The following is a 25,687-nucleotide window of genomic DNA, read 5'->3' as shown; positions in this document are numbered from 1 at the left end:
CTCACAGCTGATACCGGCGCATCCGGGTCTGGATGCCGAAAAGGTAAATGCAGACACCCACAAGGATGATGGCGAACATGGCGCCGGCAATGGCTGACCCCATATACGGATCACCCAGTTGCAGCTGGAAGCCAAAGAACGTGCGGTACATGAAAGTACCCAGGATGTCGGTGGAAAAATCCGGCCCCGCCAGCGCGCCCTGAGAGACATAGATCAGGTCAAACGCGTTGAAATTGCCCACGAATGTGAGGATCGAGATGATCCCGATCGAAGGCAGGATCAGCGGCAGTTTTATTTTCCAGAAAGCCGAAGCTCCGGTGATCCCGTCGATCTCTCCGGCTTCAAGAATTTCTTCGGGGATCGACAGAAGGGCCGCATAGATCAGCATCATCGGGATGCCGACAAATTGCCAGACCGAGACAAGCGCCAGAGTTGTCAGCGCGTATTCTTCCTTGCCCAGCCACGGAGCAAACAGGGATTTCAGGCCAACAGCGTCCAGCATCGAGGGCGCAATCCCCCAAAGCGGAGACAGGATCAGTTTCCAGGCAAAACCCACAATCACGAAGCTCAGGATCGTCGGAATGAAAATGGCCGACCGGTAGAGTGCGGCAAAGCGCAGCCTCGGGTGTGACAGGATCGCGGCCAGGGCGATTCCGATGGGATTCTGCACCAGCATGTGGATCAGGAAGAACCAGAAGTTGTTGCCCAGCGCATTCCAGAATTGCTCGGACCAGAGCGGATCAAGGAACAAGGTTCGGAAATTCTCCAACCCCACATACACACGCGCCTGATCGACTTCGGTAAACAGCGCAAGGCGGAGCGTGTTGAACAAGGGCAGGATCATCACCGCCGTGTAGACCAGCACCGCAGGTGCAAGGAAAACGGCGATGTGCCAGCGTATGCGGCGGGTCTGCATGGGGATCTCCGGGGAAAAGGTGCCGGACGCGACGGGCCGCGTCCGGTGAGAGTGGTTCAGGTCTTACTGATGCGGTGCGTACCAGCTGGCCAGCCCGTCTTGCAGTTTCTTGCCCAAAGCCTCGGGGCTTTCGGTGCCCTTGATGGCTGCAACGGATGCACCCCAGGTCTCGTTTTCGAGGTTGGGCGTGCCACGTGACAGGATCTGATAGGTCGAACGGATGGTGCTTTCACACTCATCCCGCCACCCGACGATTTCCTTGGCAAGCGGATCTTCCAGTTCAACCGGAGTATTGGACAGAGGGAAGAAACCGGGAACCGCATTGCCGAAGATACTGGCGAATTCCGGGCTTGCGACCCAGGCCAGGAACGTGCGGGCAGCCTCCTGATTTTCACTGGCAGCGTTCAGGCCAATGCCGATATCGGTATGGTCCGAAATATAGCAGGTGTCACCGGCATTTTGGACCGGCGGCTTGAAGGCGCCCATCTCAAAATCTGCCTGCGTGTTGAAACCTGCAATCTCCCAGCTGCCTGCCGGGTAAATTGCAGCGCGGCCCAAAGTGAACAGGTTCTGGCTGTCGGGATAGGTCTGCGCCTCATATCCGTCACCCAGATAATCGGCCCATTTCGCCAAAGTGGCAAAAGGCGCGACCCACTGAGGGTCGGTCAGTTTCTGTTCGCCTTTGATCAGAGCCAGGCGGCCTTCTTCACCTTTCCAGTAGTTCGGGCCGATATTGTTATAGCCCATCGTTGCGGCTTCCCACTGGTCATTGGTGCCCATTGCCATCGGAATATAGGTGCCGTCTTCCTTGATCTTGTCCAACACTTCAAAGAATTCTGCCTCGGTGGTCGGAACCTCCAGACCCAGTTCGTTGAACGCATCCTTGTTGTAGATGAAACCGTGGATCACCGATGCCATCGGAACACAAAAGCTGGCTGACCCATCGTCTGTCTGCCACGCCGATTTGGCTACGTCCGAGAAATTGTCCATCGCATCCAGATCGGACAGGTCGGTCAGATGGCCCGCTTCGTACAGCGCCAGCGAAGCATCGAACGGGCGGCAGGTGATCAGATCACCGGCGGATCCGGCTTCCAGTTTGGAGTTCAGAACTGCGTTGTACTCCGCCGGGGCTGAAGGCGAGAAAACAACTTTGATACCTGGATTGGCCGCCTCGAATGCAGGGATGATCTTTTCCTGCCACAGGGCGAGATCATCGTTGCGCCAGCTTTCGATTGTCAGCGTGGCGTCTTGCGCATAGGCGCTTGTGACCAGCGCCGTGCTCATCAGAGCCAGGCTCAGAACTTTGCGTTTCATTTGGTTTCTCCCAGGTTGCTATGTTCGTTATCTTCATTCAGCCGGTTCATCGCATGACGCAGACGGCCATTCGTTTCTGCCAGTCGCTTTTGTGCATCCTCGGCCGATACGGCACCTGCGGCGACAAGTGCCGCGCATTTCAGGTTCCCATCCGCGGCCCTCAGGGCATCATCAGCACGTTCAGGTGATACGCCGGTCAGTTGGCAAACGATTCCGTTGGCGCGTGCGCGCAGCTTGTCATTGTCCGCCCGCAGATTGATCATCATGCCGTCCTGAATATGCCCAAGCTCGATGGCCATCAGCGTCGACAACGTGTTGAGGGCTATTTTCTGCGCAGTGCCGGCCCCCATCCGGGTTGAGCCCGAGATCAATTCCGGAGGGGTCGCAAGCAGAACCGCATGGTCCGCCAGTTGCAACAATTGCGAGCCCGCGTTGTTTGCAATCCCGATCACGGGCGTCCCCCGGTCGCGCGCCAGTTTTGCGGCGGCGACGGTATAAGGCGTGGTGCCGCTGGCCGAGACCGCGATGAGCGTATCATTGGCAACCATATCCGACACCTCTTGCGCCAGCCCATCAACAGCGTCCTCTACATCCCCCGGCATGTCTGCCGTGGTCGGCATTCCACCCGCCATATGAATGCGGATCTGCTGCGACGGGATGGAAAAGGTTCCGCCAAGCTCCAGCGCGTCCGAGGCCGCCATGAGGCCGGAAGACCCCGCCGCAAGATACCGAAGCGTGCCGCCCGACCGGATCGTCTGGGCCATGGCGGTCGCCCCGCTGCAAATCGGGCCAAGCGCGTCAAGCACTGCCGTCGCCGCTGACACCTGCGACCGCGCCAGCAGGCCGGCCACTTCGGCCAGCGGACGGGTATCAAGCCCATGCGCATCCTGATGCAATTGTTCTGTCGCCGGCGTAAACAAGTGATTCTCCCCCAAGAACTCTCGATATCATACCTTTTAAATACCATTAGTCTACCATTTATTTTTTTCGATATTTTTGGCTGATATAGCATGATATTCGCCACTTTGGTCGCAATTAGGACTTCAAAACGCGCAAAAGGTATTATAAAGGTCTGTATATGGTAAAGTCATCAAAACCCATGTTCCTGGCCGCCGACGGGGGCGGAACGCGCTGCCGCGTCGCCGCTTTTGTCGATGGCAAAACACACAGAGTCGAAGTCGGCGCGGCAAACGTGTCCACGGATTTCAAGGCCGCCTGCATCGAACTGCGGCGCGGCCTGGAAGCTCTGGCCGTTCAGACGGGCCGTTCGCCCGAGGAGCTTGCGCAAGCGCCCGCCTATCTGGGCCTGGCCGGGATAACAGGTGACGCGATTGCCCGGAAACTTGCGACGGCATTGCCATTTCGGCACGTCCGGATCGAAGATGATCGCGCAGCAGCTTTGCGCGGCGCATTGGGGGCCAAGGACGGGTTTGTCGCACATTGCGGTACCGGTTCTTTTGTCGCCATGCAAAGGGGTGGCACGATGAAGTTTGCCGGCGGATGGGGCTCTGTTCTGGGCGATCAGGCTTCCGCGCAATGGGTTGGCAAACGGGCGCTGGCGAAGACGCTGGAGCACACGGACGGCACGACCGGCCCTTCGGCATTGGCGCAGGATCTGCTGTCTCGATTTGGCGATGCCGCGGGAATTGTACGGGCCGCCGCTGACATGACGCCATCTGACTTTGGTGCCCTCGCCCCGCTTGTGACCGAGCTTTCCAATCGCGGGGACGATTTGGCCGGATCCATCCTGCGGGATGGTGCGGGCTATCTGATCGACGTGATGAAGAAAATGGGCTGGAACGTTGGCCTGCCCGTTTGTCTGACCGGCGGAATCGGCCCCCTTTACGCGCCGTACCTGCCTGCGGAAATGCAATCTGCTCTGGTCCAGCCCGCGGGCGATCCACTGTCCGGCGCACTTGCATTGGCACAGGCGTATCTGGAGGAAATCGAACATGAACATAGCTGATTTCCTGCGGCCCGAAGGATGGTTGGGGCACAGCTCGGGCCCGCGCTATGTACAGCTCCGTCAACGCCTTGAACAAGGGATCAAGGACGGCATTCTGCCTCCCAACAGTTCGCTGCCCCCTGAAAGAGAAATCGCCGAGATCACCGACCTGTCCCGTGTGACCGTGCGCAAGGCCATTCATGAACTGGTGCGCAAAGGTGCAATCGAACAACGTCAGGGGTCTGGGTCCTTTGTTCGCGAACCCGTAGCGAAGGTTGAACAATCGCTGTCCCATCTGACATCGTTCACCGAAGACATGGAGCGGCGCGGGCTCAAGACGACCTCGACATGGCTGGAACGTGGGGTTTTCCTGCCATCCCCGGAAGAAATGATGGCATTGGGCTTGTCGGCAAATGAACAAGTCGCGCGTATCTACCGCCTGCGAGAGGCAGGAGGACGCCCGATGGCGTTGGAAAAAGCGGCCCTTCCGCTCGATATCCTGCCGAACCCCACCGAAGTGACGGGGTCGCTTTACTCTGTTCTTGAACAATCTGGTCTGCGACCGGTGCGCGCGATCCAGAAAATCTCGGCCATCAACCTCGAACCGCCCGAGGCAGAGCTTCTGGATGTTGCGGAAGGTACGGCCGGGCTTCGGATTCAACGCACCTCATATCTGCAAAGCGGACGGGTCGCTGAATTGACCCGCTCGATCTACCGCGGTGACGCCTATGACTTTGTGGCCGAGCTGCGCCTGTCAAATTGAAAGCCTGGGAAAATGCCTGACACAACCACTCAGATGCGGCGCGAGATCGATGAGATTCCCGACGCCGTAGACCGCCTTCTGACCGAAGGTGCAGATTTGATCGCGCAAACCGCCAACGAGATCCGGGCCAGCGACCCGCGGTTCCTGATCTCGGTGGCGCGCGGATCCTCGGATCATGCGTGCAGCTTTCTGAAATACGCCTCGGAACTGTTGCTTGGATTGCCGATGGCTTCGGTCGGACCGTCGGTAAAGTCCATCTACGGGGTCGACATGCGGTGCGAGGATGCAGTCTGCATCTCAGTCTCACAATCCGGTCAGAGCCCGGATATCGTGCAGCTCACGCAGTCGCTCACATCCGGCGGGGCTTACTCGGTCGCGATCACGAACAACCCTGCCTCTGCCCTGGCCGAGGCGGCTGCGGCAACGCTGCCCATTCACGCGGGCCCCGAACTGAGCGTAGCGGCGACAAAGACATTCGTGACGTCGCTGGTCGCCGGGCTGTGGCTGATTGCGCAGGTGAAGCGCGATGATCACCTGTTGCGCGCAATCCATGGGCTGCCGGACAGTTTGTCGACCGCAATCGCCTGCGACTGGAGCGCCGTGGCGAACGCGGTGGATGGGCGTTCTTTGTTTTCCTTGGGCCGGGGCCTGACTTTGGCAATCTCCAACGAAGCCGCGTTGAAATTCAAGGAAACCTGCCAGATCCACGCAGAAAGCTATTCGGCGGCCGAGGTTCTGCACGGCCCGGTTTCCATCGTGGATCAGGGCTTTCCCGTGCTTGCCCTGTCGTCCGGGGACGCAGCAGAGGACAATCTGGCCGAAGTTGCGGACGCACTTGCGTCCAAAGGCGCTGTGGTTTTCGCCACAACTGGCCGCGTGAAACACGCCACAGAACTGCCCCATGTCCGGACGTCGCATTGGATGACGGACCCGATACCGACAATCGCTGCGTTTTACGGAATGGTGGAGAAGGTGGCCACACAACGCGGGATCGACCCGGACACACCACGCCATCTGAAAAAAGTGACGGAAACGGTATGACCAGCTCTACTGTTACCTTTACGGGCGGCCCAATCTTCGATGGCACTGAATTGCGTGAAGGATACGCCGCACGGTTCAGAAACGGTGTGCTGGATGCGTTGCTGCCTGCGGCCCAGATCGCACAGGATGACCAGATCGAGGATCTGCATGGCGACATCCTCAGCCCCGGCTATGCGGACTTGCAGGTGAACGGCGGCGGGGGCGTGATGTTCAACGACGATCCATCGGTTCACACGCTGACCCAAATCGCCAGCGCTCATCGCGCGCTGGGTGCCACTCGCATCCTGCCAACCCTGATCACGGACACGGCCGAGAAAACCCGGGCCGCGATTGATGCCGCCATCAAGGCCGTTCAGACGGGTGTTTCGGGCATTGCGGGCCTGCATCTGGAAGGTCCGCACCTGTCTGTGCGACGCAAGGGTGCACATGATGCCGCCCTGATCCGCCCGATGCAGCAAACCGATCTGGAGACTCTGATCGACGCTGCAAAACACCTGCCTGCATTGATGGTCACGCTGGCGCCCGAAAGCACAACTCTGCAACAGGTTGAAGCATTGAAGCGCGCGGGGGCCATCGTTTCTCTGGGGCATACGGACGCCCCCTTTGAGACCTGCCTGGCGTTTTCAAGGGCCGGGGCGCAGTGCGCAACGCATCTGTTCAATGCGATGAGCCAGCTTGGCAGTCGTGAACCGGGATTGGTCGGCGCGGCGCTATCCTGCGGGTCGTTATCGGCGGGCTTGATCGCGGATGGCATCCATGTACATCCCGATACGATGCGGATTGCCTGGGCCGCCAAGCGCGGACCAGGGCGGATTTTCCTTGTCAGCGATGCGATGGCGGTCGCCGGAACGTCACTGACCGAGTTTCGGTTGGAGGGACGCCGCATCCGGCGGGAGAACGGCAGGCTGACTTTGGAGGACGGCACTCTGGCCGGGGCCGACTTGTGCCTGACAAAAGCGGTGCGGGTTCTGACGGAACAAGCAGAGATCCCCGTTCAGGATGCACTCGCCGCAGCAACAAGCGTTCCGCTTGGGATGATTTCCGCTAAAAGCAAAGGGCTGATACCTGACCTGTCGCACATGATACGGATTGCCCCGGATCTGTCCGGGGTCAGACCGGTGCAACCCTGACCCAATCCTCGTTGATCCGACCGGCTGCCCAGCGCGCGCATGATGCCGATGCTGCGCGCGCTTACTGACGGCCAATTTCTGATTTTTCAAATCTTCACGAATAGAGCTGTCAACTTTTTGCGGGTGGTCCGCCCCGATCCTTCGGCGCATATTTCAGGCATATGACATTTTTCAGGAGCATGCATGACCGCCAAGTATTATTCGCCACACGGTGGGCATCCTGGTCAGGAGCAATTGCTGACTGACCGCGCCGTATTTACTGACGCTTATGCAGTGATCCCAAAGGGAACGATGCGGGATATCGTGACCAGTTTTCTGCCGTTTTGGGACGACACCCGCTTATGGGTGATATCACGCCCGCTCAGCGGCTTTGCCGAAACCTTTTCGCAATACATCATGGAGGTTCAGCCCGGCGGTGGCTCTGACCGGCCCGAGACCGATCCCGAAGCCGAAGGCGTTTTGTTCGTGGTCGAAGGCACAGCGACCTTGACGGCCGACGGCACGACCCATGAGCTGACTCCCGGCGGCTATGCCTACCTGCCCGCTGAATGCAACTGGACCTTACGAAACCGAGGCGGTGAGACCCTGTGCTTCCATTGGATTCGAAAGGCTTATGAAGCGGTGGAAGGGCTTGACCGCCCGGACGTTCTGGTTCTCAACGAAAATGAGATCACGCCGACGCCGATGCCCGGAACCGACGGCAAATGGGCCACGACGCGCTTTGTCGATCCAAGTGACCTGCGGCACGATATGCACGTGACCGTGGTGACTTTCGAGCCCGGCGCCGTCATTCCTTTCCTTGAAACACATGTGATGGAACATGGTCTGTATGTTCTTGAGGGAAAGGCCGTCTACAGGCTGAACAATGATTGGGTAGAGGTCGAGGCCGGCGATTACATGTGGTTGCGCGCGTTCTGCCCGCAGGCCTGCTATGCAGGCGGGCCGGGTAAATTCCGTTACCTGCTGTACAAAGACGTGAACCGTCATATGGCATTGCGGCCGGGGCCAGCGGCTTATCCGCAGCACCGGAGCCTCAGGACAGCGGCGCAGAAATAGTCCCGCCGATGGCCAGAGTTAACTGACGCGCCGCCTCGATGACGGGGCGGCTTAGGCGCGCGATTTCGGCTTCGCTGACGCGGCTTGTCGGTCCGGATACCGAAATCCCGGCGACAGCTTCTCGGTTGATGTCGAAAACCGGCGCAGCGATACATCGCATACCCACGTTTTTTTCTTCGTTGTCTATCGAGAAGCCCTGTGCCCTGACCTTGGCAAGATCTTCTTTCAGCACGGCCGGGCTGGTAATCGACCGGTCCGTGAAGGCCCGCAGTTCCGTCTTGGCCAACAGCCGATCCAGCCGATCTTCATCCATATATGCCAACAGAGCTTTCCCGATGCCCGATGCATGCATCGGAGACAGCGTGCCCGGAGGGAAAAACGCCCGGATGCTGGCATGGGTTTCAACCTGGCTCAGGAACAGCACCATTCCTTCTTTTTCGACCCCAAGGTTTGCGGTCTCGCCGGTGGTCTCCATCAGCTTTCGCATCACGGGTCGGGCCCGGTCCACAAGGCTGGTGCGACGCAGGAAGCGCGAGCCGATTACGAACGCACGAGGACCGATATGCCAGACCTGCTCGTCATGATCGAACTCGACAAGTCCCCTGCCCTCTAGTGTAACGAGAATTCGGTAAACCGTGGCGGGCGACTGGCCCATTTCGTCGGACAGCGCGGTCAACGCCTTGCCCTGCGCTTCACTCAGATACTCAAAAACTTCCATCGCACGGTCGAGAGATTTGATCGTGTTTTGCGCTGTCTTGTCGTCCCATCCCCGTGGTCTTCCACGGGCTTTTCTGCGGACTTCGCGAGTATTGTCTTGAGAATCCATAAAAACCCTTTGATCATTCGTGAAAGACTAGTTCATCATATGAAAAATATAACACACTGACAATTATAAATTAAATTCAAAACGTGGTGTTTTGAAAGTCTTTTTCAAAAATGTATCGGGCAGAGTGACGGATGTTTATCGTGTGGTCAACGACGGAAGGAGACCACCCATGAGCTTTCAAAACCCCGTTTTCATTCCGGGCCCGACCAATATCCCCGAAAGCCTGCGTAAGGCTTGCGACATGCCCACGATCGACCACCGCTCGCCGCTGTTCGGGCAGATTCTGCACCCAGCACGCGCGGGTGTGCAAAAAATTCTGAAAAGCGACAGCGCCGAAATCTTCATCTTCCCGTCGACCGGAACAGGAGGCTGGGAGACCGCGCTGACCAACACCCTGTCGGCCGGTGACAAGGTTCTGGCGGCGCGCAACGGCATGTTCAGCCATCGCTGGATCGATATGTGCCAGCGCCACGGTCTGAATGTCGAGATCGTCGAAACCCCTTGGGGCGAAGGGCTGCCAGCCGATCGTTACGAAGAGATCCTGACCGCCGACACAAGCCACGAAATCAAGGCTGTTCTTGCCACGCATAACGAAACGGCGACCGGTGTGAAATCGGATATTGCTGCTGTACGCAAGGCTCTGAATGCTGCCGGGCACCCCGCAATGCTGTTCGTCGACGGTGTTTCATCGATCGGATCCATGGATTTCCGTTTTGACGAATGGGGCGTTGATGTGGCCGTCACGGGCTCGCAAAAAGGGTTCATGCTGCCTGCGGGCCTTGCCATCGTCGGGTTCAGCCAGCGGGCAATGGACGCGACCAGCACAGGGACCCTGCCCCGCACCTTCTTTGACGTGCACGACATGGCGAAAGGCTATGCCAACAGCGCATACCCTTACACACCTGCGGTTGGCTTGATGAATGGCCTCAATCAGGCCTGTGACATGCTGCTGGGTGAAGGTTTGGAAAACGTCTTTGCCCGGCATAACCGTATTGCCGAAGGCGTACGTGCCGCCGTGGGCGCCTGGGGGATGGACCTGTGCGCGGCGAACCCTTCGGTATATTCTGACACCGTCAGCGCGATCCGTACGCCAAACGGTTTTAACGCCACCGATATTGTCACGCACGCAGCCGAAAAATACGGCGTTGCCTTCGGTGTCGGCCTTGGCGAGGTCGCGGGCAAGGTATTCCGCATCGGACACCTAGGCAGCCTGACGGATGTCATGGCCCTGTCCGGGATTGCCACCGCTGAAATGTGCATGGTCGACTTGGGCCTGAACATTCAACTGGGTTCGGGCGTGGCGGCTGCGCAAGAATACTATCGCGGTCATTCAGGCGCCATTCAAAAGGACGCCGCGTGATGAAGGACTGCAACATGTACATCCCGACCTACGAGGACATGCTGGCGGCACATGATCGGATTGAACCTTTCATCCGCCGCACACCGGTACGTACTTCGGACTTTCTGAACGAGCTGAGCGGTGCACAGCTGTTCTTCAAATGTGAAAACTTTCAGGAACCGGGCGCCTTCAAGGTTCGCGGCGCTGCAAACGCCGTGTTTGGCCTTGATGACGATCAGGCCAGGAAAGGCGTTGCAACCCATTCTTCGGGCAACCACGCCTCGTGCCTGTCCTATGCGGCAATGAAGCGGGGCATACCGTGCAACGTCGTCATGCCGCGCACAGCGCCACAGGCCAAGAAAGACACGGTGCAGCGCTATGGTGGGAAGATCACGGAATGTGAGCCCTCCACCTCGTCGCGCGAAGCAACCTTTGCCGAGGTTCAGGCCGCCACGGGCGGGGATTTCGTGCACCCCTACAACGATCCGCGGGTGATTGCCGGGCAAGGCACCTGTTCGCGCGAGTTCATCGAGCAGACTGACGGTCTGGATGCAGTTGTCGCACCTATCGGCGGCGGTGGCATGGTGTCCGGCACCTGTCTGACACTAACGACGCTCGCCCCGGAAACCGCGATCATCGCGGCAGAACCAGAACAGGCCGACGATGCCTATCGCAGCTTCAAGGCCGGCCACATCATCGCGGATGACGCACCCAAGACGATTGCCGACGGGCTGCTGGTGCCGCTGAAGGACCTCACGTGGCACTTCGTGTCGAACCATGTCTCTGAAATCTACACGGCCTCAGAGCAAGAGATCATCGACGCGATGAAGCTGACGTGGAAACACCTTCGGATCGTGATGGAACCATCTTCGGCCGTTCCGCTGGCCACGATCCTAAAGAACACGGACGCATTCAAAGGCAAGCGTGTCGGCCTGATCATAACCGGGGGCAATGTCGATCTGGACAGGCTGCCCTGGCTGAACGCGTGACATCAATCCCGACATAGGAATACGGAAATGAAAGATATGACCAATCTCGACGAATTCGAAGTAGGCTTTGACATTCCGGCCAAGCCCGGAATGGATGAAGCAGATATCCAGACCCCCTCTCTTGTGCTCGATCTCGACGCGCTTGAACGCAACATCAAGAAGATGGGCGACTATGCCAAGGCGCACGGCATGCGCCACCGCGTGCATGGAAAAATGCACAAATCGGTAGACGTGGCCAAATTGCAGGAGAAGATCGGAGGCGCTGTTGGCGTCTGCTGCCAGAAAGTTTCAGAGGCCGAAGTGTTCGTGCGCGGCGGTATCAAGGACGTTCTGGTCTCGAACCAGGTGCGTGACCCCGCCAAGATCGACCGTCTTGCCAGCCTGCCAAAGTTGGGCAGCCGCATCATCGTCTGTGTCGATGATCTGGACAATGTCGCGGATCTTTCAGGCGCAGCGGTGGATCACGGAACACAGTTGGAGGTCTTCGTCGAAATCGACTGCGGCGCTGGCCGGTGCGGTGTGACGACAACATCCGACGTGATCGAAATCGCCAAAGCGGTCGAAGCAGCCGAGAACCTGAAATTCACCGGCATTCAGGCCTATCAGGGCGCAATGCAGCACCTCGACAGCTATGAGGCGCGCAAGGAAAAGCTCGACACCGCAATTTCGATGGTAAAAGACGCGGTTGAGGGCCTCAAAGCCGAAGGCATCGAGTGCGAATTGGTCTCGGGCGGCGGCACCGGCTCATATTACTTCGAATCCAACTCGGGCGTGTACAACGAACTGCAATGCGGGTCCTACGCCTTCATGGACGCCGATTATGGCCGGATCCTGGACAAGGACGGCAACCGGATCGATCAAGGCGAGTGGGAAAACGCATTCTTCATCCTGACCAGCGTCATGAGCCACGCTAAGGCGGACAAGGCGATCGTCGATGCGGGCCTCAAGGCGCAATCGGTGGACAGCGGTCTGCCCGTTATCTTCGGCCGAGATGATGTCGAGTACATCAAATGTTCGGACGAACACGGCGTCGTGATGGACCCGAACGGTGTGCTGAAGGTCAACGACAAGCTCAGGCTGGTTCCGGGGCACTGCGACCCAACCGCAAATGTACATGATTGGTATGTCGGCGTTCGCAACGGCAAGGTCGAGACCGTCTGGCCCGTATCCGCCCGCGGACGCGCTTATTGATTCGAACTTGCTCTGTTTGGGAGGGCTGGCTCGGAAGCAGCCAGACAGCCGCCCGCGTGTATGCTCTCCTTCCGGCGGTGGCACGCGGGCGCACGAATGTTTGATTGGAGAATGAAATGCTGATCGTACCCGAGCGTGAGATCGCTGACCTTATGACCCGACAAGCGGCTTTTGACGCGGTCGAACAGGTCTTTGCCGCAATGGCGTCCGGCGACGCCTACAACTTCCCTGTCGTGCGTGAAGCCATCGGGCACGAAGATGCACTGTACGGCTTCAAAGGGGGGTTTGACAGCGCCGGCCTGACGTTGGGACTGAAGGCGGGCGGCTATTGGCCGAACAATCTGGAAAAACGCGGGCTGATCAACCACCAGTCCACCGTTTTTCTTTTCGACCCCGACACGGGCAAGCCATCTGCGATGGTCGGCGGGAACCTTCTGACGGCCCTTCGAACGGCGGCAGCATCTTCGGTATCGATCAAGCATCTCGCACGCAGGGACGCCAAGGTCATAGGCATGATAGGCGCTGGCCACCAGGCAGCCTTTCAGCTTCGCGCGGCACTGGAGCAGCGCGCCTTTGAAAAGGTCATCGGCTGGAACTACCACCCCGAAATGCTGCCGAATATCGAGAAGGTCGCCAATGAAGCCGGTATTCCGTTCCAGGCGGTAGAGCTTGACGAAATGACTGAGGCGGATGTGATCATTTCGATCACTTCGGCGTTTGCGCCCTCGCTGATGGCGAACCATGTCAGCGCCGGAGCTCATATCGCCTGCATGGGCACGGACACTAAAGGAAAACAGGAAGTCGAAGCCGCCCTTCTGGCCAGGGCAAGCGTGTTCACGGACGAAGTCGCGCAATCCGTCAGCATCGGTGAAGCGCAGCACGCGGTGGCCGAAGGCCTGATCCAGGAAAGCGATGTGGCGCAGCTTGGCGCGGTCATCAACGGCACCGATCCGGGCCGGATATCGGACAATCAGATCACGTTGTTCGACGGCACGGGTGTGGGCCTTCAAGATCTTGCGGTCGCCGCGTCCGTGGTTGACCTTGCCGTTCGGAAAGGGGTCGCGATCGAGGTCGATTTCTGAAGCCAGACGGCGACACCTTGTTGAGCATTGTCTCGGCGGTCCCTTTGGGCGGAGAACTTTTGACAGTAGATCTCCATTAAGTGGTAACCAAAAAAATGAAACGCGGCGCGCCAAGGCGCGCCGCTTCATGTTTTTTCAGGGCGATCAGTGTATCAGGTCGAACGCATCAGATGTGGTCGTCTTGCTCGATGGACCCAAGACCATGTCCGGCCATGCCGCCCGAGACCTCTTCCGTCGCTTCGTCGGAAAGTTCTTCGGGAAGCACCAGATTCAATACAATAGCGATGACGGCGGCGGGCAGGATTCCTGATGTCGCCAGAACCTTCAATGTGCCAGGCAAGTATTGCAACGCGTTGGGTTCCAGTTGCAAACCCAGCCCAAGGCTCAGGGCGATTGCAAAAATCACCATGTTGCGCCGGTTCCAGTTCACGTCCGACAGCATCGAAACCCCTGCGGCAACAACCATGCCGAACATCACGATCACGCCGCCGCCAAGAACCTCGATCGGAATGGACGAGATTATCGCCCCGATTTTGGGGATAAGCCCGCAAACGATCAGGAAAAGCGCGCCGATGGTCACGACCATGCGGCTCATGACGCCGGTCATGGCAATCAACCCGACATTCTGGCTGAACGACGTGTTCGGCAGCGCCCCAAACAGGCCAGAGATCGCAGTACCAAGACCATCAGCATAGGTCGCGCCCTGTATTTCCTTGTCGGTGGCTTCGCGGCCAGCGCCCCCTTTGGTGATACCGGATACATCCCCAACGGTTTCAACGGCGGAAACAAAAGACATTGCACAGAAACCGATGATGGCCGCGACCGAAAATTCAAGGCCAAAATGCAAGAGGTTCGGCAGAGCAAAGGATGCCGCATTGCCGACGTTGCCCAGATTCACCTGGCCAAGCAGGAAGGCCACGGCATATCCGACCAGCAGTCCGATCAGAACCGCCGACACCGACAACATGCCCCGGGCAAAGAATTTCAGGCCAAGCGTGACCACGATTACGGTTCCGGCCATGAACCAGTTCAGACCCGAGCCATATTCCTCGGTGCCTATGGCGGGCGCACCGCCGGCGGCATATTGAATGCCGACTTTGACAAGGGCCAGGCCGATCATGGTCACCACAAGGCCCGTAACCAGCGGCGGGAGAGCAAAGCGAATGCGCCCTATGAACAACCCGAGGCAGGCGTGAAACAAGCCACCGACAACAATCCCACCCATCAGGACGGCAATGGCGTCAACGCCTTTTCCCACCACCAGTGGAATCATGATCGGGATAAAGGCAAACGATGTCCCCTGCACGATCGGCAATCGGGCACCGACCGGGCCTATGCCAACAGATTGAAACAACGTGGCGACACCCGCGAAGAACATCGACATCTGGATCATGTAGATCATCTGCGGGAAATCGGGGCTGTTCGAGCCAAAGCCGAAACCGGCCGCGCCGCAAACGATAATGGCTGGCGTGACGTTGGACACGAACATCGCCAGCACATGCTGAATTCCAAGCGGCACCGCCTTCAGCAGCGGCGGAGTATAATTCGGATCGCGGAGTTGTACCGGCGTTCCGATGGATGCATCTGTCATTTGGTCTTTCCTCCCTTGAGGTTCGCAGCCGGCTCCTCTTCCGGCAACGCGCCTCATTCTGTGATTTCAAACGCCTCCTCGAACCAATGCTCTTCGAGGTTGGGCCCGGCTCCAATTCGGTCGACCACCGCAAAAAGTCCGGGCGCATGAAGCGGGGTCAGAACGCCATGCCAGGTGTTGCGATGATAATTCACTCCCTGCCCGGGCGCTGTTTTGAAGGCGATGGGCCGCCCGGGTGTTCCGTTTTCATCCGGGGCCACAACCACGACAAATGGCTTGTCCGACAAAGGCAAAAAGGCTTGGCTGCCATCCGGATGGCGTTCCACCATTTCCAACTTGATCGGCAGGCTGAAGGCTTCGGACTGAAACAGGCTGATACCCGCGCGCCCATCATGGAAATCCAACACGGCCCGGTCGTGATAGCGGGCGCATCTGCCCTGATTTATAAGCTTGTCCACCTGGCCAGCCGCTTCGATGACATCGCCGAAAGGTGCAAATGCCTCTGACGTCAAGGGGCGGAGTTTCAAGGCAGCCGTCATTGCGCGAACTTCTCGATCAGGCGCAATTCGGCAATGCGTTCGACCTGACGGCAGGCTTCGGCAAATTCGCTGTCGCGGTCATTGTCGATGCGACGGCGAAAGGCTTCCAGAATGCTGGCCTTGGTGTTGTCTTTGACGGCAATGATGAAAGGAAAGCCGAACTTGGTCGTGTAGGCTTCGTTCAACGCCGTGAACGTTGCGCGTTCTTCATCAGTCAGCAGGTCCAGACCCGCACCGGCCTGTTCCGCAGTGCTTTCCTTGGTCAGGCGGCCGGCGGCGGCCAGCTTGCCCGCCAGGTCCGGGTGGGCTGTCAGAACGCCGAGGCGCTGCTTGGGCGAGGCGGAACGGAATACACGCGCCAGCGCGTTGTGGACGCCAGCGGCATTGTCATGCGTCGGGCCCAGTTCCAGTTCATACGCACCTTCTGCAATCCACGGGCTGTGCTCGAACACGCCGCCGAATTCCGACACAAAGGTTGGTCGATCCATTTCGGACGGGGTCAGACCTTGCACCGGCGGGTGTTCCCTGGCCCAGTGATCGGCAATCTGCTCGCGCGTTGCGAACCAGACACCGTCGTGTTTCCTGAAGTAATCAAGGGCGCGTTTCAGCGCCATGGCACGACCCGGGCGACCGATCAGACGGCAGTGCAGCCCGATCGAGAGCATCTTGGGCGCGCCCGCCTCACCCTCGGCATAGAGCATGTCAAAGCTGTCTTTCAGATAGCTTTCGAATTGTTCCCCATTGGTGAACCCAGCCTGGATTGCAAAGCGCATATCGTTGCAATCAAGTGTATAGGGCATGATCAGTTGATCCTTGCCCCCTGCCTTGATCCAATATGGCAGATCGTCGGCGTAGCTGTCGGCGATATAGGCAAAGTCGCCTTCCCTGGCGGCCAGTTCGACCGTATTCATCGAACAGCGCCCCGTATACCAACCACGGGGCGGCTGACCTGTAACCTCTGTGTGCAGGCGGATTGCTTCGCGGATCTGGGAACGTTCTTCTTCTGCGCCCATGTCCTTGTGTTCAATCCACTTCAAACCGTGGCTGGCGATCTCCCACCCGGCATGCGTCATCGCCGCAACCTGTGCAGGTGCACGCGCCAAAGCGGTTGCAACGCCATAGACGGTGACAGGCAGATCCTGCAAAAGGCGATGCACGCGCCAGAACCCCGCGCGGCTGCCGTATTCATAGATCGATTCCATGTTCCAATGCCGTTGCCCCGGCCACGGGGCGGCTCCGGTAATCTCGGACAGAAACGCTTCGGATGCGGCATCGCCGTGCAGAACGTTGTTTTCACCGCCCTCTTCGTAATTCAGCACGATCTGAATGGCGATTTTGGCGTCGTTCGGCCAGTTTGCTTTGGGAACTTGCCCACCGTAACCGGTCATGTCTCGTGGATAAGGCTTCACATCGGTTTCCTTCTTCTTGAATTGATCAATACCCCAGATAATCAAAGATGTTTTTCAAAAAATGCAGAAAGCAGCTTCCCACAGACTGCCTTTGCTCCTGGATGCGAAATCAGACTAGTAACTGTATAACTTGAGGAGTAGCGCAAATGACCGGTTACCTTACAACACATGTTCTGGATACGGCGCGGGGGTGCCCCGCCGAGGGATTGAAGATCGAACTGTTCCGCATTGAAGGTGCAGACCGCCAGTTGCTGAAAACTCTGGTCACCAATGACGACGGCAGGACCGACGAACAGATTCTGCCCGAAGCAGAGTTTTCAACAGGTGAATACGAACTTGTCTTCCATGCCGGGGATTACCTTGATGCCTGCGGCACACCACCGGAAAACCCGCGCTTTCTGAACGTCATCCCGATCCGGTTTGGGATGTCCGAACATTCGCATTACCACGTGCCTCTGCTGCTTTCGCCCTTCGGGTACTCGACCTATCGCGGCAGCTGAGCGACCTACCGGGCCGTATTTGCCGCCGCGATCGACGACCCGATGCGTTCGATTATGAATTCCATGAAAAGCCGCGTTTTGGGGTCCTGCATACGGCGGTGCGTAAACAGACATGCCATCTGAATCGGTTCTGGCGGCGTCTTTTCCGCCACCGGAACCAATGTCCCGGCCTTGAGATGTTGAGCGATCTCAAAAATCGGCTTCAACGCGATGCCGTGTCCGCCAAGCGCCCAGTCTGTCAGCACGTCGCCATCGTCTGACTCGTACCGCCCGGAAACCCGGAACCGTTTTGGCCCCGTATCGGTCCTCAAAAGCCATTGAAACTCGGTCGCGCCCGGGAACCGCAAATTGAGACATTCGTGCTCATTAGCGATCAACGCGTCCCCGCTTTCGGGCATCCCGCGCTTCTTGATGTATTTCGGGGATGCACAAAGCACTCTTTCGACATCCGCGATCTTGCGAATACGCAGGTTGCTGTCCTCTGGCTGACCAAGAAAAAATGCCAGGTCCAGACCTTCGGTTGTCAGATCTACCTTTCGGTCGGTCAGCCTTAGCCGGACGTTCACCTCGGGGTACTCGGCAAGAAATTTCGGGACCTGCGGCGCAATCAACCGACGCCCGACCCCCAACGGCGCCGCGACATAAAGTGACCCTTTCAGGTTCTCGGTCAGATTGACGATCTGGGCTTCGGCACTTTCGACTGCTTCAAGGATCTCTGCCGCGCCACGATAGAAAGATTTTCCCTGCTCGGTGGGGGTCAGGCTGCGTGTCGTGCGTTGGAACAAACGCACGCCAAGATGCTCTTCCAATTGCGATATACGCGCCGACGTGACGGCTGGCGAAACCCTCAGATCACGGCCCGCGGCGGACATGCTGCCCAATTCATAGACCCGGACAAAGGTTCTGATGTTATCAAGGTAGGACATTTTTTTGCATTTTTTGATACTGCTTGGTCTTTACCAGCAATACCAGAACAAAACACACTCGCATAGAGTAACCGGAAGCAAAGAATCTTAGGAGCAAAGCCATGTATGACTTGGCCGTGATGTGGGAGTGGATCGCCTTTTCCGTCCGCTGGCTGCATGTGATCACCGCGATGGCGTGGATTGGGGCGTCATTCTACTTTATCGCGCTGGACCTCATGCTCAAGCCGAACCCAGCCCTGCCGGACGGGGCCTACGGCGAAGAATGGGAAGTACATGGCGGCGGCTTCTACCACACCGTCAAATACCTGGTTGCGCCCTCGCGTATGCCCGAGCACCTGACCTGGCACAAATGGCAGAGTTACACGACCTGGCTGTCAGGTGCGGCGTTGCTCATGATCATATACTGGGTTGGTGGCGAGCTGTTCCTGCTTGATCCGACCAAAGTGGACCTGGCGCTGTGGCAGGGGATTCTGATTTCCGGCGGATCACTGACCATTGGTTGGCTGCTCTACGACCAGATGTGCAAATCCAAGCTGAGCGATCACCCGACCGTTCTGATGCTGCTGTTGTTCGTGATCCTGGTGATCATGTCCTGGGGTTACAACCAGATCTTCACCGGTCGTGCCGCGCTTTTGCATCTTGGCGCCTTCACTGCGACGATCATGACGGCCAACGTGTTCTTTCAGATCATGCCGAACCAACGGATCGTGGTCGAAGACCTCAAGGCCGGTCGGACACCTGATGCCAAATACGGCAAGATCGCCAAGGTACGATCCACGCATAACAACTACCTGACTTTGCCGGTCGTGTTCCTGATGTTGTCGAACCACTATCCGCTTGCTTTCGGCACCGAGTATTCCTGGATCATCGCCAGCCTGATCTTTCTGACGGGCGTCACCATCCGTCACTATTTCAACACGATGCACGCAACTGGGAAAGGCCCGCACTGGACCTGGGGCGTGACGGTTCTGCTAATGGTCGTGATCGCCTGGCTTTCTTCGGTGAGAAACACCGAGACATGGGAAGACGCCGAAGCGCGCGAGCTGACGCCATACGAGCAGAAATATGCGTCCGCCGCAGGCTTCGAAGATGCCTATGACACGGTCTTGGGCAATTGCTCGATGTGCCACGCCCGCGAGCCGGTGTACGGCACCATGAAATGGGCCCCGAAGAAAGTTTACCTTGAGACACCCGGCGATGTCGCCCGCAACGCCGATCAAATCTATTTGCAAGCCGGGATCAGCCACGCAATGCCGCCACCATCGGCAGTGCAAATGGATGAAGAGGCGCGCCAAACCATCATCGCATGGGTGCGTGAAGTCAGAAACCAATAGTCGCCTGCGTGCAAAACGATGACAGCGAACCGGGCCGTGATGCCCGTTTTTTCTTTATGCGAAAAAGCGTTTGCTGTGTTGCGCGATGTGTTCGACAAACAGGCGCACCTTGGGATCTTGCAGCTTTTTGTGCGGATAAAGACACCCGAAAATCGTTGGCAAGGGGGGCGTCTCGGGCAGGACCTCGACCAGCCGCCCATCCTCGAGAAACTCCCGCACGTCAAAGCGTGGCTTGTTGACGATCCCACGACCGGCCAAGGCCCAGTCGGTCAGGACATCACCATCATCCGCGTCATATTTACCGCCAACTTCAAGCTTTCGCGGTCCCATGTCAGTGCGAAGGGTCCAATAGTATTCCGGAGACCTTGGATAACGCAGCAACAGGCAGTTATGGGGCATGTGCAGCAAATCATCCGGTGTTTTGGGCGTCCCAAACTGCGACAGGTAATCGGGCGAAGCGCACAGAACACGATCACAATCCGCGAACTTCCGCAGTTTCATGGTTGAATCGCCGGGTTCACCAATGAAAAAGGCGATATCCAGACCGTCGGCCAGAATGTCTACCTTGCGATCAGACAGACGCATGCGAATCTCTGTTTCCGGGTAGCGGTCAGAAAATTCCGGCACCAGAGGCGCAACGATTCTGCGCCCGACACCCAAAGGCGCGGTGATGCGGATCGCCCCCCGAGGCGCATCGGAAAAGCTGGCGACGCGCGCTTCGGCGTGATCAAGCGCCAGCAGGACCGCCTTGGCTTCATCGTAGAAAACCGTCCCCACTTCGGTTGGTGTCATCGACCGGGTGGTTCGGTTGAACAGCCGCACACCCAGATGGTTTTCAAGCTCTTTCAACCGTTTGCTGGCCACCGCCGGGGTCAACCGAAGATCACGCCCGCCAGAGGTGATGCTGCCCAGCTCCATCACTCGGACAAAAACACGCAGACTTTCGATGTAAGACATTGGAACCTCCCAGCAGCGAAAGAATGCGCCATGGCCCCATCTTTTTCAACGATCTGTTGAAAGTATTTGCCGTTTGCAGCGATTTTCCACCTCAATCTTTGCTCCTATGGTTCCACTGACCACCCTCCGGAAGGAAGGGGCAGAGGGAGAATTCCATGACGCATCGCACTCACGTCCAATTTGTCCTCAATGGCAAGGATGTCTCCGTCCCGGACGTGTCGGCAGGCCAGACACTTCTTGATTTCCTGCGACTGGAACGCCGACTGACAGGAACGAAGGAAGGCTGTGCCGAAGGCGACTGCGGCGCGTGCACCGTGCTTGTCGGACGGCTTGGGCGCACGGGCCTGCACTATGCTCCGGTCAATGCCTGTATCCGGTTTCTTGCCTCTGTCGACGGCTGTCATGTCGTGACGGTTGAACATTTGTCCGGGCCTCAAGGCCGGCTGCACCCGGTTCAACAAGCCATGGTCGATCACCATGGCAGCCAGTGCGGGTTCTGCACACCGGGCTTCGTCATGGCCCTCTATGCGCTTTGGATGCAAACTCCGGAACCGACCGAAGTGCAGGTTGAAACCGCATTGCAGGGCAACCTGTGCCGCTGCACCGGGTATGAGCCGATCATCCGAGCGGCCATTGCCGTCAGCCGCTACGGCACCCCGGCATCCGATCATCTGAACACCGAACGCGAAACCATGACCGCGCGTCTGGCGGCCCTGAAGGACGGGCGGCGCGTGGTCTCCGGACCCGAAAACAACCTGAGCATTCTGCCATCCAGCGTCGATGATCTTGCCGAATGCCTGCAAGCATATCCAAACGCCACGATCGTGGCCGGAGCCACCGATGTGGGCCTGTGGGTGACCAAGTTCCTGCGCGACATTGGCCCCGCCATCTTCACCGGTCATCTCGAAGACTTGAAAACAGTCGAAAGACAGGGGTCTCTCCTCCTGATCGGCGCCGGCGCCAGCTACACCGATTGCCAGGACCTTCTGTCTGAACACCTGCCACACCTGTCCTCCTACTGGGATCGCATCGCAGGGTGGCAGGTGCGGAATATGGGAACCGTGGGTGGAAACATCGCCAACGGCTCACCCATCGGGGACACGCCGCCGGTTCTCATCGCGCTCGGCGCGGAAATCACTCTGCGGCGCGGTTCCGAACGCCGAACCCTGCCTCTGGCTGACTTCTTCATCGACTATGGCAAGCAGGACCGCCGGCCCGACGAATTTGTCGAAAGCATCCGCGTGCCCCTGCCCCGACCCGATGATCTGGATGCGGCTTACAAAATTTCCAAGCGCCGTGACGAGGATATTTCTTCCGTGGCCGCCGGACTGCACATGAGCGTCACAGACGGGATCATCAACAATGTGCGCATCGCATTCGGGGGCATGGCCGCCACGCCTAAACGCGCATCGACAGCTGAGGCGGCGCTGAACGGCCAACCCTGGGCACGCGAAAGTTTCGAAGCCGCCGCTGAAGCGCTGGCCGAGGATTTCGCGCCTCTTACAGATTGGCGCGCATCGTCGGACTATCGGATGCTGACCGCCCAAAACCTGCTGCGCCGGTTCTTCCTTGAAAACGACGGCGAAACCGACACCCCCGTTCAACTGGCTTGTGCCTGATCAGGAGACGACAACATGAAAGACAACGTTTCCATCATTGGATCGGCTCACACCAATGTAAACCATGACAGTGCGGTCAAGCATGTCACGGGCCAGGCCGATTACACGGATGACATTGCGCTGCCACAAGGCGCGCTGCACGCGTATCTCGGTGTTTCAGACGTCGCGCACGCCAAGCTTCTGGGTATCGATTTCAGCGACGTTCTGGCAATGCCCGGCGTGGTCGGCGTGCTGACCGCAGATGATGTGCCGGGGGCTAATGATATCAGCCCGACCCACCTGAACGACGAACCGGTTTTCCCGACCGACGCAATACAATTCCACGGCCAGCCGTTGTTTGCCGTGATTGCCGAGACCCGCGACATCGCGCGCCGCGCCGCTGAACGGGCAAAGATCGAATACGAAACCCTGCCCCACGCGCTGGACCCGATCACCGCGCAGAAAGCAGGATACCCGCATGTCACAGCGCCCCTCAAGCTGGAGCGGGGAGACGTGGCACCGGCTCAGGCGGCCGCGCCCAACCGGATCAAAGGCCGGATGAGCGTCGGCGGTCAGGATCACATGTACCTTGAAGGTCACATCGCCTTTGCGATTCCCGGCGAAGACGACGATGTGGTGGTGCATTGCTCGACCCAGCACCCGTCCGAGGCGCAGCATATGGTGGCGCATGTCCTTGGGGTGCCGTCCAATGCGGTTGTGGTCAACGTCCGTCGCATGGGTGGGGGATTTGGCGGCAAGGAAAGCCAGATGAACCTGTTCTGCGCAGTGGCGGCCATGGCTGCAAAAAAGTGGAACCGCGCCGTCAAAATCCGCCCCGACCGGGATCAGGACATGACCGCAACCGGCAAACGCCACGACTTCGTGATCGACTATGATGTCGCCTTTGACGACGATGGCCGCATTCAGGCGGTCGAAGCCAGCTTTGCCGCGCGCTGCGGCTTTTCGGCAGACCTGTCCGGCCCCGTGACCGACCGGGCGCTTTTTCACGCGGACAACGCCTATTTCTATCCGAATGTGCGTCTGAACAGTCGACCGATGAAAACCAACACCGTATCGAATACCGCGTTTCGTGGGTTTGGCGGCCCGCAGGGCGTGATCGCGGCGGAACGGATGATCGAAGAAATCGCCTATGCCACGGGGCAGGATCCGTTGGATGTGCGCAAGGCCAATTTCTATGGCACCACGGACCGCAACGTGACCCCGTATCACCAAGAGGTCGAAGACTGCATTCTCGACCGGCTGGTCGGAGAGCTGGAAGAGACTTCGGAATACCGCCAGCGCCGTCAGGACATCATCGCGTTCAACAGGACATCGCCGGTTCTGAAAAAAGGCATCGCGCTGACACCGGTCAAGTTCGGCATTTCCTTTACCGCGACCTGGTACAATCAGGCCGGTGCGCTGGTGCATGTCTATAACGACGGGTCGATCCACCTGAACCATGGTGGCACCGAAATGGGCCAGGGTCTGAACACCAAGGTTGCTCAGGTCGTGGCCGAGGCCTTCCAGGTCGATTTCAACCGGATCAAGATCACCAAGACGACGACTGAAAAAGTTCCCAACACCTCGGCCACTGCGGCGTCCAGCGGGACCGACCTGAATGGCATGGCGGCGTTGAACGCGGTCGAACAGATCAAGGAACGTCTGGTGAAGTTCGCATCCGAGACCTGGAACGTCTCGCCAGAGGAAGTGTCCTTCCACGCCAATCAGGTGCATATCGGCCAAGACGTCCTGGCCTTCGATGCATTCATCAAACAGGCCTATCTGGCACGTGTGCAACTGTCGGCGGCCGGGTTCTACAAGACGCCAAAAATCCACTGGGACCGGGCCAAAGGACAAGGCCGCCCGTTCTATTACTTTGCCTATGGCGCGTCCTGTTCAGAAGTCACGATTGACACACTGACCGGTGAATACCGCGTGGATCGGACGGATCTGCTGCACGACGTCGGACGTTCGTTGAACCCTGTGCTGGACAAAGGTCAGGTCGAAGGCGCATTCATTCAAGGTATGGGATGGCTGACCACTGAAGAGCTTTGGTGGGACGATGCCGGCCGCCTGCGCACCCATGCCCCGTCGACATACAAGATCCCGCTGGCGTCAGACCGCCCGCGCATCTTCAACGTGAACCTTGCCGATTGGTCGGAAAACCGCGAGCTGACCATCAAACGTTCCAAGGCCGTCGGCGAGCCGCCGTTCATGCTGGGAATTTCGGTGTTCGAGGCCCTGTCGATGGCCGTGGCCTCGGTCGCTGATTACCGGGAATGCCCCCGCCTTGACGCGCCGGCCACGCCCGAACGTGTGCTGATGGCCGTCGCGCGGCTGCAAGCCGGGTCCTGAGCCATGGTTGCCCCGGGTTCTCTGAGCGAATTTCTGTCCGCGCAGCATTGCGTGATCCGCGTTGCGTTGACCCGTGTCCGCGGGTCTTCGCCGCGCAATGAGGGGACAGAAATGTTCGTCGCGCCCGGGGCGTTGTGGGGAACCATAGGCGGTGGACAATTGGAATTCCTCGCCATCAACGCCGCGCGGGACATGCTGCGTGACGGTGCGTTGCATCAGGATCTGGACGTGCCACTTGGCCCCGAGATCGGGCAATGCTGCGGCGGCCGGGTCGAACTCAACCTGTCCCGTATGCGCGCGTCCGACAAATGGGCCGCGACGGAACGCGCGGCCCGGAACGAAGATGCTTTGCCTCATGTCTATGTCATGGGCGCAGGCCACGTGGGGCGTGCCCTGGCCAATCAGTTTCAGTATCTGCCGGTGCGCTGCATCCTCGTCGATACCAGACCCGAAGAGATCGCGCTTTGCGCCGCAGATGTCGAAACCCGGGTCAGCGCGATTCCCGAAGCCGAAATCTGGCGCGCGCCCGCAGGCAGCGCCTTTGTCGTTCTGACCCATGATCACGGGCTGGATTTCCTGCTGACGACCGCCGCGCTGGAACGAAAGGACGCCGCTTATGTGGGGATGATCGGTTCCGCAACAAAGCGGAAAAAACTCAGGAACTGGGCGCAGAAACACTGTGACGGACAGTCCATCGAACATTTGAAATGCCCCATTGGGGCAAGCGGTAGCCGCGACAAGCGGCCCAGCGTCATCGCCGCCTTCGTGGCGGCCGAAGTGATGGCTGAATTGACCTCTGAAACTGCCGCGACCGCCCTGACCGGGGCAAACCAGGCGCCCCTGCGGGGCCACCAACACGACCGGAAAGGGAGATCGGCCTGACACC

The 25,687-nt window shown here is 58.6% G+C and carries 23 protein-coding genes; 14 read left to right on the top strand and 9 right to left on the bottom strand.

Annotation, left to right across the window (positions count from 1 at the left end):
* Window position 1: 1 nt before the first annotated feature.
* The 3 genes from ACR0C6_RS10450 to ACR0C6_RS10440 form a co-directional block, all read right to left on the bottom strand.
* Window positions 2–916, bottom strand: coding sequence for a carbohydrate ABC transporter permease (locus ACR0C6_RS10450; protein ID WP_171118044.1), 915 nt, complete (start codon window positions 914–916; stop codon window positions 2–4).
* A 63-nt stretch (window positions 917–979) separates the two neighbouring features.
* On the bottom strand, window positions 980–2,230 hold the full coding sequence (locus ACR0C6_RS10445; RefSeq protein ID WP_480446956.1) for an ABC transporter substrate-binding protein: 1,251 nt from the start codon (window positions 2,228–2,230) through the stop codon (window positions 980–982).
* On the bottom strand, window positions 2,227–3,150 hold the full coding sequence (locus ACR0C6_RS10440; protein ID WP_480446955.1) for an N-acetylmuramic acid 6-phosphate etherase: 924 nt from the start codon (window positions 3,148–3,150) through the stop codon (window positions 2,227–2,229). The genes ACR0C6_RS10445 and ACR0C6_RS10440 overlap by 4 nt, the downstream gene beginning before the upstream one ends.
* Before the next feature lie 158 nt (window positions 3,151–3,308).
* On the opposite strand from ACR0C6_RS10440, the gene ACR0C6_RS10435 reads away from it, so the two are divergent.
* From ACR0C6_RS10435 to ACR0C6_RS10415, 5 genes are all read left to right on the top strand, one after another.
* Window positions 3,309–4,196 (top strand): glucosamine kinase nucleotide-binding domain-containing protein, encoded by an 888-nt coding sequence (locus ACR0C6_RS10435; RefSeq protein ID WP_480446954.1) that lies wholly within the window; start codon window positions 3,309–3,311, stop codon window positions 4,194–4,196.
* On the top strand, window positions 4,183–4,938 hold the full coding sequence (locus ACR0C6_RS10430; RefSeq protein ID WP_171118052.1) for a GntR family transcriptional regulator: 756 nt from the start codon (window positions 4,183–4,185) through the stop codon (window positions 4,936–4,938). The genes ACR0C6_RS10435 and ACR0C6_RS10430 overlap by 14 nt, the downstream gene beginning before the upstream one ends.
* Window positions 4,939–4,950: 12 nt before the next feature.
* Window positions 4,951–5,979, top strand: coding sequence for an SIS domain-containing protein (locus tag ACR0C6_RS10425; RefSeq protein WP_480619170.1), 1,029 nt, complete (start codon window positions 4,951–4,953; stop codon window positions 5,977–5,979).
* Window positions 5,976–7,109: an N-acetylglucosamine-6-phosphate deacetylase gene (gene nagA / locus ACR0C6_RS10420; protein WP_480619168.1), complete on the top strand. Its 1,134-nt coding sequence runs from the start codon at window positions 5,976–5,978 to the stop codon at window positions 7,107–7,109. Before ACR0C6_RS10425 ends, nagA begins: the two co-directional genes overlap by 4 nt.
* A gap of 183 nt (window positions 7,110–7,292) precedes the next feature.
* Window positions 7,293–8,165, top strand: coding sequence for a bifunctional allantoicase/(S)-ureidoglycine aminohydrolase (locus ACR0C6_RS10415; RefSeq protein ID WP_480619166.1), 873 nt, complete (start codon window positions 7,293–7,295; stop codon window positions 8,163–8,165).
* Here the strand turns inward: ACR0C6_RS10415 and bhcR are convergent.
* A complete protein-coding gene (bhcR, locus tag ACR0C6_RS10410) occupies window positions 8,143–8,991 on the bottom strand; it encodes an HTH-type transcriptional regulator BhcR (RefSeq protein WP_480619164.1) in 849 nt (282 codons plus the stop codon). The two genes, ACR0C6_RS10415 and bhcR, sit on opposite strands and share 23 nt — an antisense overlap.
* Before the next feature lie 169 nt (window positions 8,992–9,160).
* Between bhcR and bhcA the strand changes: the two genes are divergently transcribed.
* The 4 genes from bhcA to bhcD all read left to right on the top strand — a co-directional run bounded on the left by bhcA (window position 9,161) and on the right by bhcD (window position 13,592).
* On the top strand, window positions 9,161–10,351 hold the full coding sequence (bhcA, locus tag ACR0C6_RS10405) for an L-aspartate--glyoxylate aminotransferase BhcA (RefSeq protein WP_480619163.1): 1,191 nt from the start codon (window positions 9,161–9,163) through the stop codon (window positions 10,349–10,351).
* Entirely contained in the window at window positions 10,351–11,319 is a 969-nt protein-coding gene (bhcB, locus tag ACR0C6_RS10400) for a beta-hydroxyaspartate dehydratase BhcB (protein WP_480619161.1), read from the top strand. The genes bhcA and bhcB overlap by 1 nt, the downstream gene beginning before the upstream one ends.
* 27 nt (window positions 11,320–11,346) lie before the next feature.
* Window positions 11,347–12,510 (top strand): 3-hydroxy-D-aspartate aldolase BhcC, encoded by a 1,164-nt coding sequence (gene bhcC / locus ACR0C6_RS10395; RefSeq protein ID WP_152460532.1) that lies wholly within the window; start codon window positions 11,347–11,349, stop codon window positions 12,508–12,510.
* 116 nt (window positions 12,511–12,626) lie between these two features.
* Window positions 12,627–13,592 (top strand): iminosuccinate reductase BhcD, encoded by a 966-nt coding sequence (gene bhcD, locus ACR0C6_RS10390; RefSeq protein WP_480446947.1) that lies wholly within the window; start codon window positions 12,627–12,629, stop codon window positions 13,590–13,592.
* Between the two features lie 166 nt (window positions 13,593–13,758).
* Here the strand turns inward: bhcD and ACR0C6_RS10385 are convergent, their stop codons facing one another.
* Genes ACR0C6_RS10385 through puuE form a run of 3 tightly spaced genes read right to left on the bottom strand, consistent with a single transcriptional unit; the run spans window position 13,759 to window position 17,131 of the window.
* Window positions 13,759–15,183, bottom strand: a complete 1,425-nt coding sequence (locus ACR0C6_RS10385) for a uracil-xanthine permease family protein (RefSeq protein WP_480619159.1) — start codon at window positions 15,181–15,183, stop codon at window positions 13,759–13,761.
* Window positions 15,184–15,236: 53 nt separating this feature from the next.
* A complete protein-coding gene (locus ACR0C6_RS10380) occupies window positions 15,237–15,722 on the bottom strand; it encodes an ureidoglycolate lyase (protein ID WP_480446944.1) in 486 nt (161 codons plus the stop codon).
* Window positions 15,719–17,131 (bottom strand): allantoinase PuuE, encoded by a 1,413-nt coding sequence (puuE, locus tag ACR0C6_RS10375; protein WP_480446943.1) that lies wholly within the window; start codon window positions 17,129–17,131, stop codon window positions 15,719–15,721. The genes ACR0C6_RS10380 and puuE overlap by 4 nt, the downstream gene beginning before the upstream one ends.
* A 146-nt stretch (window positions 17,132–17,277) precedes the next feature.
* Here puuE and uraH point away from each other — a divergent pair, with 146 nt between their 5' ends.
* Window positions 17,278–17,631: a hydroxyisourate hydrolase gene (gene uraH / locus ACR0C6_RS10370; protein WP_480446942.1), complete on the top strand. Its 354-nt coding sequence runs from the start codon at window positions 17,278–17,280 to the stop codon at window positions 17,629–17,631.
* Between the two features lie 5 nt (window positions 17,632–17,636).
* Here the strand turns inward: uraH and ACR0C6_RS10365 are convergent, their stop codons facing one another.
* The gene (locus tag ACR0C6_RS10365; RefSeq protein ID WP_480446941.1) at window positions 17,637–18,557 is read right to left on the bottom strand and encodes a LysR family transcriptional regulator; all 921 of its coding nucleotides are present in this window, start codon (window positions 18,555–18,557) and stop codon (window positions 17,637–17,639) included.
* Window positions 18,558–18,658: 101 nt separating this feature from the next.
* Here ACR0C6_RS10365 and ACR0C6_RS10360 point away from each other — a divergent pair, with 101 nt between their 5' ends.
* Complete coding sequence (locus ACR0C6_RS10360) at window positions 18,659–19,891, top strand: urate hydroxylase PuuD (protein ID WP_171229401.1); 1,233 nt, start codon at window positions 18,659–18,661, stop codon at window positions 19,889–19,891.
* A 54-nt stretch (window positions 19,892–19,945) separates the two neighbouring features.
* Here ACR0C6_RS10360 and ACR0C6_RS10355 read toward each other — a convergent pair whose 3' ends face one another.
* Window positions 19,946–20,848: a LysR family transcriptional regulator gene (locus tag ACR0C6_RS10355; protein WP_171229400.1), complete on the bottom strand. Its 903-nt coding sequence runs from the start codon at window positions 20,846–20,848 to the stop codon at window positions 19,946–19,948.
* Between the two features lie 155 nt (window positions 20,849–21,003).
* Between ACR0C6_RS10355 and xdhA the strand changes: the two genes are divergently transcribed.
* Genes xdhA through xdhC form a run of 3 tightly spaced genes read left to right on the top strand, consistent with a single transcriptional unit; the run spans window position 21,004 to window position 25,683 of the window.
* Window positions 21,004–22,467, top strand: a complete 1,464-nt coding sequence (gene xdhA, locus ACR0C6_RS10350; protein WP_480619157.1) for a xanthine dehydrogenase small subunit — start codon at window positions 21,004–21,006, stop codon at window positions 22,465–22,467.
* Between the two features lie 15 nt (window positions 22,468–22,482).
* A complete protein-coding gene (gene xdhB / locus ACR0C6_RS10345; RefSeq protein ID WP_480619155.1) occupies window positions 22,483–24,801 on the top strand; it encodes a xanthine dehydrogenase molybdopterin binding subunit in 2,319 nt (772 codons plus the stop codon).
* Window positions 24,802–24,804: 3 nt separating this feature from the next.
* Window positions 24,805–25,683 carry a xanthine dehydrogenase accessory protein XdhC gene (xdhC, locus tag ACR0C6_RS10340; RefSeq protein ID WP_480619153.1) on the top strand — a complete coding sequence of 293 codons (879 nt, stop codon included), beginning with the start codon at window positions 24,805–24,807 and terminating at the stop codon, window positions 25,681–25,683.
* Window positions 25,684–25,687 lie beyond the last annotated feature (4 nt).

This window comes from Ruegeria sp. AL12 (assembly GCF_056540885.1).
The sequence above is the reverse complement of the archived record's forward strand: the minus strand, read 5'-3'. Positions and strand labels throughout refer to the sequence as shown.